Source organism: Streptomyces sp. NRRL S-37 (assembly GCF_000721605.1).
GTDB lineage: Bacteria > Actinomycetota > Actinomycetes > Streptomycetales > Streptomycetaceae > Streptomyces.
In genome coordinates this window covers 251,424-263,605 of sequence record NZ_JOIZ01000001.1, presented here as the reverse complement: position 1 = coordinate 263,605, position 12,182 = coordinate 251,424, and the positions used below count along the sequence as shown (strand labels likewise).

Below are 12,182 nucleotides of genomic sequence, written 5' to 3'. Positions count from 1 at the left end.
AGACAACCGGCAGGCCGACCGCTGGACTGCTCGGGCTTTGCCAGACGACCGCTTCGAACGGCCGGTCCAACGGTATGCCATGAGGCGTGCACCCAACCAGCGCCTCCGACCGGGCGGCGGCTGCCCATCGTGACTACCGGGTTTCTGTCGAGACCGGGTCGAGGTAGAAGAGGCACTGGGCCGGGTTGAATTCGCCCACTTCGGCGACGAAACGGAACTTGTCACCTGTGACGACGGTGGCGGGGGTTTCCTCGCCGGTCAGCTTGAGGTCGGAGATGGTGACGTCCGCGTACTTGAAGGACGGGCCGACTGTCGTCTGAGGTCCCTCGTCGCCTGGGCCGAGGAGGAAGTGGTAGCCAGTGGAGTAGCGCTCCGTGTGCCGGATCGAGCCGTTGAACGCGACCGTCCGGCCCTCATACCTGGTCGCGAAGTCCAGGTTCGTGTCGTCGCATGGGTCCGCCGTCAGCAGCGCCGCGAACTCCGGGTTGTTGTCAGGAGTGATCACCTCAGTGGCAGCCGGCTCGGCCGCAGCCGGAGTAGGTGCAGCGGAAGGTTTCTTGTTTGCGGTGGCCGTGGGCTTACCTGAATCGGCCTTCTTCTCGTCTCCGTCGCTGAGCGCGGATGCAACGCCGATGATGGTGGTCAGGACCACGAGGACGGCGGCCCCCGCACCGATCAGGAGCCACGGCAGCGGCTTCTTCGGCCGACGGAAGTTGAGGGTGGAGCGAAGTGTGCCCGGGACCTGTTCCACGAGCTCCCAGCCGTCCTTCTGCATCTTCGAGATCACCAAGCCGTCGGTGCCGCGAACTGTCCGCACGGTCTTGTACTCGTACTTGATCTCGTCGGTCATGCGGTTCCGTTCCCCCTGAATGAACTGCTCATACCAATTGCCTCGTGAGCATAAGGGACTCCGGGAGGAACTCGGTATCCTCAACCGGAGGCAAGCCTGCCTGTCAGGTCGAACGCTGCTTCGTGACGGCTGTGGCGCCGGACACCGTCGATTCCGCACTTGGCACCCCACCGGATGCGATCCGTGCCCGGCACTGGTGGTCCATCCCTCTTCCCGCGAGCAGGACACACTTTCCCAGCCTCCGGCCAAGGCGCCTCCCCCATGCTCGGCTCGCTGCCGGATTCGGCGTCGGAAGCATGACCGCCTCCGCTATGCCACCGGGGCCGTCGACCTCCTGGTCGCCCTGATACCCGGCCCCTGGCCGGCGCCGCCCGCACCGCGACGACGAGGTGTACCGCTCCTGGATGGCACACTCTGCCGATCGACCGCATGGCCGTGGACCGACCCCTCTACTCCGGCAAGCGCGAGAAGCACGGGATGAACGTGCAGGTCCTCGCGATCCCTTCGGCCGGCTGCTGCGGGCCTCACCGACTCTGCCCGGCGCCGTCCACGATGTCCTCCTGTTCGCGAACAACACGGCATTGTCGATGCGTCCGCCTTGTTGGAACCGGTGCGACGTTCTCGTGAGCAGCTGGGTGGGGGCGGGGTCCTGGCGTGAGGGCGTGTATATGGGGGTGCTGTACGGGGGAGTCGCGGGCGCTTGTCCCCGGTACGGGGGAAGCGGGCCGAAGTGGCGCGAAAGCTACGGTGTGTGTCTCTAGGGTGAGCTGTGAGTGACGTTCGGGTGTGGTATCTGCGGAGGGCGCCATTGTGTGGGCGGGTGAGGTGAGGTCGACGGTGACTACGACTCACGGTGAGAGCGAGACGGGCATCCTGCGGTGCTTCGGGCAGCAGTTGCGGTTGCTGCGGACGAGCAGGGGGCTGACGCGGGCGGAGTTGGGTGCGAAGCTCAGTTACGGCGAGGACATGGTGGCCTCGGTGGAGTTGGGGCGGCGCATTCCGAAGCCGGAGTTCATCGAGCGGGCGGACGCGGTGCTGGAGGCCGGCGGGCTGCTTACGGTGATGAAGGAGGAGGTGGCCCGGGCGCGGTATCCCGCCTTCTTCCGGGATGCGGCGAAGTTGGAGGCGGAGGCCGTTGAGCTGCACGTGTACGCCAACCAGGCCGTCCCGGGCCTGTTGCAGGTCGAGGAGTACGCGCGGGTGGTGTTCGAGATGTGGCGCCCCCTCCTGGACGAGGAGACCGTCAACCAGCGAGTAGCCGCCCGGTTGGCTCGCCAGGAGTTGTTCTCGCGCAGGAGCATGCCGACGATCAGCTTCGTCATCGAGGAGAGCACTCTGCGACGGCCGCTGGGAGGGAGCGCGGTGATGCGGGCGCAGTTGGAGCAGATCCTCCTCTACGGCCAGCAGCGCAACGTCGAGATCCAGGTCATGCCAACGGACCGGCGCCAACACGCTGGAATGGGTGGCCCGTTCACCTTGATGGAGACGGGCAAGGCGCAGAGGATCGCTTATGTGGAGGTGAACGAGCACAGCCACCTCTACAGTGAGCGGCCGGTGGTCCGGGGGTACGAGGAGCGGTACGGCATCCTGCGAGCGCAGGGCCTCACGCCCTCGGAGTCACTGGCCTTCGTTCAGAAGCTGTTGGGAGACCTATGAACACGGAAGACGCGAGCCGTCAGCCCCGCTCGGACCTGTGCTGGTTCACGAGTAGCTACAGCAGTGGCGCGGGCGGTGAGTGCGTTGAGGTTGCACTGGACGCGGCCGCTGTCCACGTGCGCGACTCGAAGTACGTGGCACAGGGCGGACCTGTATTGAAGGTCGGCTCGGCGACTTGGACGGCCCTGCTCAAGATGATGTGAGCCTGCATGGTTCCCTCGACGGTCGGCGCTTCTCTAAGAAGCGCCGACCGTTGTCATGAGGAACGGCGTTCAGGCCTCTTGCTTGGCGGGAGGAGTCCAGCGGCCAGCGGCGATCTCCTTGTCCAAGCGAGCTTGGAAGTGCGCGTGTGCGGCGCGCATCTCGGCCTCACGATCTACCTTATAGAAGGGCGCACTGTAGCCGGCTGGGGGTGGGACAGTTTCCGGATTTTCCAGATGGGCCAACAGGTCGACATAATCTTGTTTTGTCTGATTGTAGCCGTAAGTATTGTGATTGGCGGCGATCTTTCTCCCCTTGGTGTCAAAGTAGGTTCCTGACTCATACTCGGAGAGAACCGGAAAGCGTGATTTGTAGATTGCCGCCAACTGGTCAGCGGTAATGCCGAGCCAGACGGAGACAAGTGCGTCGATTTCGATGAGGGCAGCGCGACGCTCGTATTCTGTGCGGAGTGGAGTGTCGTACTTCCACTCTGGCGTGAGATGGGTAGCAAGTGGGTTGAGATTGGGCCAATCCGGGTTTGCCCATTCCTCGTAGCCTGGCCAGGTCGGATGAAACAAACTCTCCCAGAGGGGGGCGTAAGCGTTAGTTAGGCAATTAAGGCGCAGGGTGCGGACAAGGAGGGGAGGTGCCAATGGATGGTTTGCGTCCGGAGCGGGCATCTTTGTGGCCTCGCCCGCCATGAGATTTCCTCGACCGGTGATGCGAAGCAGATAGTCCAGCGGCAAGGAAGCCCAGAATCCGGCATTTAGGACGGTGAGGGTGTCGTCTGGCAGCTTCAGAGAATGTACGCCATGGATGTGGGCGGGTCCTGGGGGGATGAGGGCGGCAAACAAGCTGCGCTCATTGGAGAGGGGAATCATGATTCGCCAAGCCATCCGGTAATGGGAGGTGTATGGGCGATCACCCCAGAAATCCTGGCTATCTGTGTATCGATCCTGTGTGCACGCGCGGATGTAGTTTGTTCGGGGAATAGTGTCGGCCGGTAGGCTGGTCAAATCCCATGCGGAGTAATCTTGATTGTGTCGGCAGGGGATTTTAGGTTGCTTATTGAATGGCGTGCTGACCCCGATGTGCGGTCCTTGTAGGATGACATCCGAAAGTTGGGAAACGTCCTGGTTTGCCCAGCGGATTAGGCCGTCCTTCTTGGCGCCGGTTTCGTGATACCCGCTTGAGATCATCGGGTGGTAGTCGTTCAGGCTGCGGGGGTGGACGGCCAGGGCCTCGATCGCTCCTTGTTCGCCGACGAGGAGCGGATAGAGCAGCGGGGCCTGTGCTGCTCCACCTGTTGAGCCGGCCAAAGCCTCCCAACTGGCAAGCAGGGGCAAGTTCACATGCACCACGCGCTCGCGGTGTGGTCGGATGTCCCAAGAGCTATTGTGCCTGACGCCAGGTGCCGCACCGTGTCCGTCATGATCTAGCGAGTTGGGTAGAAGATCGGCATCGCGCAGCTCGCTAAGATGCAAAAAGTCGGGATCTGTGGGATTGCCGTAGATATGCATCCCGAATTCCATAGCACGGTGAAGATCTTCGAATGCCCAGTTCGCCGAATTCACAAACTGTGCATGGACGCGGAGATGCCTGTATGCGGCGGCCCGGATGGCGCCCTCGCGTACGCCCCCAAAATGGGTGTCGGGGTGGATTAGGCCCGCGCTGCCGTGCGGTGCGATGTGTTGCCATACCCGAGCCATGAAGGCCCGATAGAGGTCTCCTTGAGTTCCTGCAAGGACGGGATACGTGGCTGGGCTTCCTAGCGTAGCGGCGACCCCTGCATGTGCAGCCACCTCGTCGAGAAGGAAACTCTTTGCATATGCAAACGCGTCCAGTATGCCTTCCTTGCGAAGGCGCCATTCCTCAACGCTCGGCTTGTTTGCCAGCATGAACCAAGGTTCCAACTCTGCCAGGATCACGTCCTCCTGCCACCGAGGTCGAACCCAAGGCGGATTCCCTACCTGCAAGTCATAGCCACCCCGCGTAAATACCTGCCCGAACTCCAATTCCCAATGAAAGAACCCCTGCCGCTCAGCCACATCCCGAGCGACCCCCGCCCACGGATACCGCGACTCCAGCGAGGTGAACCGCTCCATGCCCATCCACTCGGGCAACTCGTCCTCGTACCGCTCCAGTGCATCCAGCGTGTCGAAATGCGCCACCAACGAGTCCGCAGCCACATCCTGCGTCCCCAACAGCGACTCGGCGAAGTCCAGCCAGTCGTCCAGCGAGGCCAGCGGGATCACAGCCCGCCGCTCGCCCCGAATCTGCTCCTTGCGGCTACCGCCCCGCGCGGCCTTCGACTTGACCTCGACTACCTGAACGTCACCGAACAGGTCCTCCGACTCGTACGTCTCCCGCGCGGGCGCACCTGACTGACCCGGAACCGAAGCCGGCGCCGCCGACACCGTCCACCCTGCCGACTGCGAAGCGACCTCCGCCGCCCGCGCGTACACCTCAGCCGACCCGTCCAGCAGCGCAGCCTTCTGCACCGGCCAGAACCACAGCGCGCACCACGCATCCATTAGCGTCTTCAGCCGCCAGTACGGCGTGTCAACGGCCTCCAGGTCCGCCTTGACCTTCTCCCTCGGCACCGCCACCTCGGGCGACCGCAGCCACCCCTCCTCCGCGCCCCACACGTCCACCCGCCGCGAGATCTCCCGCTCGGAGATCTCCAGCCGGCGCACGACCAGTCCCCACAGGTACTCGGCCCGCCGGGCCAGCCCTTGAAGCCGCTTCGTCTGCGCGGCACTCGGCGACTTGGTGATCGCCTTCCGCCAAGCACCCAGCGCCTTCGCCTCCGCCGGAGCCAGTGCCTTGGCCTCCTTCTCGGCCGCGACCGCGCCCCACTCCTTCGCCGGAAGCAGGAAGTGGTGCACCGCTCCCTCAGGCAGCGCCGCCCCCGCCACCGCCTCCGACAACGGGAAGCGCTCCGGCGTCGTCCCCAGCCAACCACCCTTCTTCAGACGCTCGGCCGAGTAGATCTCCCGCCGCCCGCCGATCAGCGAGTTGCCCCGCCGCAGGTGCAGCCCGAACCACGGTGCCTCCATCCCCGGATGCATCGTGTTGAGCCACAGCGACACCTCCGCCAGCTCCACCGCCGTGTTGTTGAGGTCCACACCGTAGGAGTTGTGCAGCGCGATGTACGCCTTGGCCTTCTGCAACTCGACCGCGTACTTCTCCGTGTCGATCGCGACGCCCAACTCGTCCTGCCGCCGCCGCAGGTACTCCGCCGCGACCTGGTTGATCGCCTCGTTGAGGAACGCGCCCGAGCCGAGCGCCGGCTCGCAGATCTTCCACTCAAGGAGTTCGCGCGCTTCCGTCACCGTGTCGTCCTGGTCCAACCGGTGCTGCAACGCCAACTGCACCGTCACCCGGGTCAGCGACTCCGGCGTGTAGTACGAGGCCGACGTCTGCCGGTCGCGCCCCGACAGCCGGTACACGAACGCGCCCGGCGCATACCGGACCCGCCGCTCCTCGCCCGTGCCCTCGTCCTTCTGCCGGACGAACACCGCATCCGGGTACTCGTCGGCCTTCGTCGCCGGAACCAGCCACGAACCGTCCTTCGGGTCACCGTTCTTCGCGACCTCGTACAGCTCCTCGCCCGCGACGAAGCCCGAGTACGACATCAGCCCCTCGTACACGGCCCCGAGCTGGTTGATGCCGAGCTGGGCGTAGGAGATGAAGCCGCCGCGCTCCCGCTTCTTGCCGCGCGTGAGCATCAGCAGCCGCAGCACCCGGTACAGCGTCTCGTTGCGCAGCCGGGTGTCGAGGAACCGCTCCCCGCCCTCAGGACCGGCCTCGCCCTCGACCCGCGGGTCGGGCACCGCACGCGCGCCGATCAGCCGGATCGCCTCCGGCTCGAACAGCTTGGAGTGCAGCGGCTCGAACCGCAGCCCCATGTCCTCCGACGTCTTCGCCGTCACGGCCTCCGATGCCGTCTCCGCGTCCACCCCGTGCGTCCGACGCGGCCGGTAGCCCTCCTGCACCTTGCGGAACAGCAGGTCCAGCGACTCGTACAGGTAGAACCCCTTGCGGGACTTCTCGTCGACGAGATCCCGCTCGGCGATCAGCTCGCCCAGCCGGCCGAGCCCGTACCCCAACTGGTACTCGGGGTAGTCCGACGGCAGGATGCCCAGCTCCGGGCGGGCCTCCGCATACAGCAGGAACAGGATCCGGTACAGGTACCGCAGCGACTCACGCGTCAACTGGCGGCCCAGCTCGGGGAGTTCCTTGACCTCCTCCGGGCGGACACCGCCCTCCCGGATCCGGTCGAGGACCTCGTTGGCGATCAGCTCGACGCTCAGCCGCAGCCCGTCCCGCAGCTCACTCGAAACGCCCACCGCGTGCTTCGTGGACTTGTCGACCAGGGAAGCCAGAGGGTTCTCCCCGCCCTCCTCCGGCGTGCGCAGCGAGTCCGCGCCGAACAGTGCGGCGATCGTGTCGAGTTCGCCGCCCGCCTTGGTGTCGTTGCGCTCCAGGGACGCATCCAGCGACACCGCCAGGTAGCGGCCCTCGCCCCACGCCGCCCGGTCCGCGAGCACCACGACACCGCCGACCAGCAGCAGCACATAGCGCGGCGCGTCCTCGCACGCGAACAGGAACGAGGCGAGCTTGGACCCGGTGACGACGGTGTGCTGGCCGTCCAGCCGCAGCTCGTCCAGCAGCCGCCCCGCCCCGTCCGGGTCCAGCGCGTCATCGGGCTCCGCCGACCAGCCACAGTCCAGCGCGACGAGATCCTTCTCGGCGTGCGCGACCGTCACCTCGTACGACTGGTCCGCGCGGACGACGGTGAGCGTGCCCGGCTTGGCGTCGAAGCCGAGGGCGCGCAGCACCTCCCTGTTCAGTGCGCGCACGCGGTCGCGCCACTCGGGGGCGTCGTACGTCACGGCGTCGTCGCCGGTCGCCGCCCGCTCCTCGTCCATCGTGAAGTACGAGCGGGCCCCGAAGTAGGCGCGGCGCAGCGCCCGCAGGCCCGCGCGCGGGGTGACCGGCAGGGCGCCCTCGGGCCGCTCGGCGCCGGCGGCGTCCTCCTCGCGCTGCTTCCACTCGGCGAGCAGGCCGGACTTCAGGTCCTTGGGCAGGACCTCGGCGAGGTAGTGCGCGGAGAAGTAGTCGCCGCGGTTGACCAGGGAGTCGAACGTCATCGTGAGAAACCTCTGGGTGGGTCGGTCAGGCGGCGGCGTGGGCCGGAGCGAGGACGGCGAGGACGCGGAGCATCGGGCGGCCGGTGGTGAGGAGGGAGTCCGCGAGCGAGGTGAGCCGGTCGCGCGTAGCGGTCGGCGCGGAACCCCTGCCCGCCGTCAGCGTCGGCTGCTCCCACGCGCCCAGGCGGGCCTTGTACTCCTCGATGGGCGCCCGCAGCGGCTCGTCCCACGCCTCCCGGTGCTGCTCCAGGAACGCCTCCGCCCGGTCCAGGACGCCGGGGATCGCCTCGGCGAGACCGGCGGTGTCGTGGGCGAGGCCCGGGTTCGCCATCGTCGGGCCGACCTGGGCGCGGCGCAGCACCGCCACCATGTCGTCGTCGACCTCGCCGTCCGTGGTGACCGCCATCCACTTCACGACGGTCGGGCGGCCGAGGGCGTTGGAGTAGATGCCCTGCACGAGGTACGTCGGCTCGGGCACGTCGGCGGTCAGCACCGGCGCCTCCTGGCGGTCCAGGCGGACCAGGACCTTGTCGGTGAGCCACTCCATGACCGGGTGCAGGTCGGTCAGCAGGGAGATGTCCGGCCAGCTCGACGTCGCCGAGGCGCGGGCGCGCGTCAGGCTGCTGTCGGCGAGCCGCCGGTTGAAGGTGACCTTCAGCCGGTCCCGCAGGCCCTGCTCACGGACGTACTCCGGAGGCAGCGCCTTGAGGCGGTGGACCAGGTCGGAGGGCGGGACGAAGGAGAGCAGGCCCTGCTCGGCGTCGATGGACAGGTCCAGGCGGTCGTGGGCGTCCGGGTACACCTCGCGCAGCGCCTCGTCGAGGAACTCGCGCGCCGAGCCGAACAGCCGGGGCACGTCCGCCCGGGGCACCTCCCCGGAGCCGTCCCCGCTGTCGGAGTCCTCCTCCAACTCCTCGTTCACGGGGTTGAAGAAGTCGGCGAGGAAGTCGCCCACGGCCTCGTCGCCACCACCGGAGGTGCGGTCGGCGTCCAGGGACTCGTCCACGTCCCGGCCGCGCAGCAGATCCTGGATGAGGGACTTCTCCTCGGCCTCCGCCCGGTACAGGCCGGACACCGCCTCCGCCGTGCCCAGCGACCGGTGCGCCTCGGCCTCCCGCTCCAGCAGGCGCTCGGAGACGAGCGTGTCGTCCTTGGCGCCGTCCACCGCGCTGGTGAGGATCAGCGCCCGGAACTGCGGCTGGTGCGGCTGCCCGTAGCGGTCGATACGGCCGTTGCGCTGCTCGATGCGGATCAGCGACCAGGGCACGTCGTAGTGGACGAGCTGGTGGCACTGGCGGTGCAGGTTGACGCCCTCGGAGGCGACGTCACCGGTGAACAGGATCCGCACCGGCGTGTCCGCGAGGCCGAAGTCCTCCACGCACTGCATCTGCTGCTCGTCGGACAGGCCGCCGTGCATGACCCGGGCGGCCTGCTCGGCGGCCTTCCCCTTGAAGCCGAGCGCCGCCGGCACGGTCCGCGCCAGCCACTCCAGCGTCTGCACCCGCTCCGAGAACACCACGACCCGGGTGTCGGACTTCGGCCCGACCCCGATCTCCCGCAACTGCTCCACCAGCGCCCCGAACTTGCCCGAGTCCGCCTCCGTCATCCCCGACGCCAGCTCCAGGAGCCGGTGCAGGGCCGCGCGCTCGGCGGCCGTCGCCTCCGGATCGTCCTTCTTCTCCAGCGTCTTGATGCGCGTGGTGACCGTGGCCTTCAGCGCCGTATGGGAGGAGAGGAAGGACTTCAGCAGCGTGTACGGGAACAGGGGGACGTCGCTGACGGACTTCGAGCCGTCGGACGGCAGCCAGACCGCCGCCAGCTCCTCGAAGACCTTCTCCTCGGCCGGTGTCGCCGTCACCCGGATCGAACGGGACGGGCCCCGGTCCGCCCACTGCCCCTTCATCTGCTCCCGCACCTCGGGGCTGACCTTCGTACGGCGGATGAACAGGTGCTTGATGTCGTCGGCGCGGTAGTGCTCCGGGTCGCGGATCGCGGCCGGGTCGAGCAGGGAGATCAGCTCGGCGAAGGAGCGGGCGTCACCGTTGTGCGGGGTCGCCGAGGCCAGCAGCAGGGCGTCCGTGTGCGGGGCGAGGGTGCGGGCCAACTGGTTGCGCAGGGAACCCTTGTTGATGAGGTTGTGCGACTCGTCGATGACGACCGCGTCCCAGTTGATGCGCTCCAGATGGTGCTTGTACTGGTCGGTGTTCTTCAGGGTGTCGATGGAGACGATGACCCGCTTGAAGTACGTGAAGGGGTTGCGGCCCGCCGGGATCTCCCGCTGGATCCGTTCGATGCCCACCGAGTCCAGCCGCACCAGCGGGATCGCGAACCGCGTCCACAGCTCGTGCTGGAACTGCTCAAGGACGTGCTGCGGGGTGACGACCAGGATGCGCTCGCCCCGGCCCCGGCGGATCAGCTCGGCCAGCGTGAGACCGATCTCCAGGGTCTTGCCGAGACCGACGACGTCCGCGATGAGCAGGCGGGGGCGCAGGTTGCGGCCCGACAGGGCGAGCTGGGCGGGGCGCTGCTGGTAGGGGAGGGCGTCCAGGAGGAAGGAGTCCGCGAGCGCCAGGCCGCGCTCGGCCTGCGGCAGGGGCGTCTTGCGCAGCACCGCCTCCAGGAAGAGGCGGGAGCGGCGGAAGTTCGGGGAGTCGTCCCGCACCAGGCGGGTCAGCTTCGGGTCGAGGAGTTCGATCCGGTCGAGCTTGTCGAAGAACACCGCCTCCTGGTCGCGTACGAAGTCCGACGCGCCCACCGCCTCGATCCTGGCCCCGTCGTGCTCGGTCCGCGTGGCGTTGCGCACCAGCCACACCTCGTCCCGTACGAGGATCTGGGCGCCCGGCGGGTACTGGGCGTCCTCGCCGCTCGTCGCGGGGGCGGTGCTCAAGTCGGCGGTCACGCGGGGGCCTCCTGGGCGATCGTTGTCGATGGGGGTGGATGGAGGGGGGTGGGGCGGGCGGCCGGGCCGGCGGGACGTGCGGCCGGGGGCGCGGGCGCGGGGCCCGGCCGGTCGGCCACCGGTGTCAGAACGGGGCCGTCGCCGCGTACGCGGTGCGCAGCCGTTCCGCCGTCCTGCGGGCCTGCACGGAGTGGCGCAGCGAGGGCGCCGCCGTCTTCGGCCGTGGGGGAGCGGTGGGCGGGCGGCGGTCCGGCGCCGGCCGCGCGCGCCGGGACCCGTCGGGGCGGTCCCGTGGCTCGGCGGGTACGGCGCCGGGGGAGTCGTCGTGGGCCGGAGGGACGGCGGGGGCGCCGGGGGCGTCCTCGACCAGGGTGGCGGGGGAGGCCGGCGGGGCGTCGGCCGGGGCCGGTGCCGCCGGCTCGGCCGGGCTGATCTCCGGGGCCGGGGTGTCGTGCGTGGGGGCGGGCCAGGCGACGGTGGGGAGGCCGTCGGAGGGGGACTCCCTGTGCCGCTGCCCCGCCGTGTGCGCGGTGAGCCTGCGACGTGCCTGGGCGATCCTCATGCCCTGGGCCTCGATCACCGAGCGGCACCGCTGCACCACCTCGGTCAGCGACGGCCGGCCTGCGGCGTCGTGGGCGAGCATGCCGGCCAGCAGCGGCTCCAGCTCCTCCGGCACACCGGACAGGTCCGGTGCCGTGCCGGGGTCCGTGACCAGGTGGAACACCATGTACGGGGTGGCCGCCTCATGCGGATAGTGCCCCGTCACGGCGAAGAGCAGCAGGGCCCCCAGCGCGTACACGTCCACCGCCGCCGTCAGCGGCTTCACGCCCGCGGCCTGCTCCGGGGCCATGCAGATCGGGGTGCCGACGACCTGGTGGGGGGCGGTGAGGGAGACGGACGACTCGGTGAACGCGGCCAGACCGAAGTCGATGATCTTCGGGCCGTTCGGTCCCATCAGGACGTTGGCCGGCTTGAGGTCGCGGTGCAGCAGGCCTTGCGCGTGCACGGCCGACAGCGCCTCCGCGAGGACCGCGCCGAGCGCCGCGGCGAGCACGGACGGCAGCGGCCCGTGCGTCTTGACGTGCTTCGCGAGGTCCGGGCCGTCCACGTACTCGGTGGCCAGCCACGGCTGCTCCGCCTCCGTGTCGGCCCCCAGGAACGCCGCGATGCGCGGACCCCAGATGGTCTTGAGCACCTCGATCTCCTGCGCGAACCGCTGCCGCGACTCGGAGTCCACGACCGACGGTTTGATCACCTTCACCGCGGCGGGCTCACCGCCGAGGGACTCGCCCAGGAAGACCTGGCCCATGCCGCCCTGGCCGATCCGGCCGAGGAGCTCGAAGTCACCCATCGCGGGCGGGTCCTCGGGATTCAGGGGCGTGATCTGCACGTGTGTCCTCGGCATTCGGTCCTGGCGGGC

Annotated in this window: 6 protein-coding genes and 1 pseudogene; 3 read left to right on the top strand and 4 right to left on the bottom strand. The window is 68.3% G+C overall.

The genetic code is table 11. From position 1 onward, the window contains the following. Positions 1 to 133: 133 nt before the first annotated feature. The gene (locus IH50_RS0101070) at positions 134 to 850 is read right to left on the bottom strand and encodes a DUF4839 domain-containing protein (protein WP_030856229.1); all 717 of its coding nucleotides are present in this window, start codon (positions 848 to 850) and stop codon (positions 134 to 136) included. Between the two features lie 260 nt (positions 851 to 1,110). Here IH50_RS0101070 and IH50_RS42295 point away from each other — a divergent pair. The 3 genes and pseudogenes from IH50_RS42295 to IH50_RS0101060 form a co-directional block, all read left to right on the top strand. Then, positions 1,111 to 1,442, top strand: a pseudogene (locus tag IH50_RS42295) (transposase family protein); the annotation flags it as partial. A gap of 245 nt (positions 1,443 to 1,687) precedes the next feature. After that, entirely contained in the window at positions 1,688 to 2,506 is an 819-nt protein-coding gene (locus tag IH50_RS0101065; protein WP_030856226.1) for a helix-turn-helix domain-containing protein, read from the top strand. Next, a complete protein-coding gene (locus tag IH50_RS0101060; RefSeq protein ID WP_030856224.1) occupies positions 2,503 to 2,709 on the top strand; it encodes a DUF397 domain-containing protein in 207 nt (68 codons plus the stop codon). Before IH50_RS0101065 ends, IH50_RS0101060 begins: the two co-directional genes overlap by 4 nt. A gap of 69 nt (positions 2,710 to 2,778) precedes the next feature. Here IH50_RS0101060 and IH50_RS0101055 read toward each other — a convergent pair whose 3' ends face one another. From IH50_RS0101055 to IH50_RS37310, 3 genes are all read right to left on the bottom strand, one after another. Beyond that, entirely contained in the window at positions 2,779 to 7,863 is a 5,085-nt protein-coding gene (locus IH50_RS0101055) for a hypothetical protein (protein WP_030856222.1), read from the bottom strand. Between the two features lie 25 nt (positions 7,864 to 7,888). Beyond that, a complete protein-coding gene (locus tag IH50_RS0101050) occupies positions 7,889 to 10,762 on the bottom strand; it encodes a DEAD/DEAH box helicase (protein ID WP_030856221.1) in 2,874 nt (957 codons plus the stop codon). 124 nt (positions 10,763 to 10,886) lie between these two features. Then, positions 10,887 to 12,152: a serine/threonine-protein kinase gene (locus tag IH50_RS37310; RefSeq protein ID WP_037871788.1), complete on the bottom strand. Its 1,266-nt coding sequence runs from the start codon at positions 12,150 to 12,152 to the stop codon at positions 10,887 to 10,889. Positions 12,153 to 12,182 lie beyond the last annotated feature (30 nt).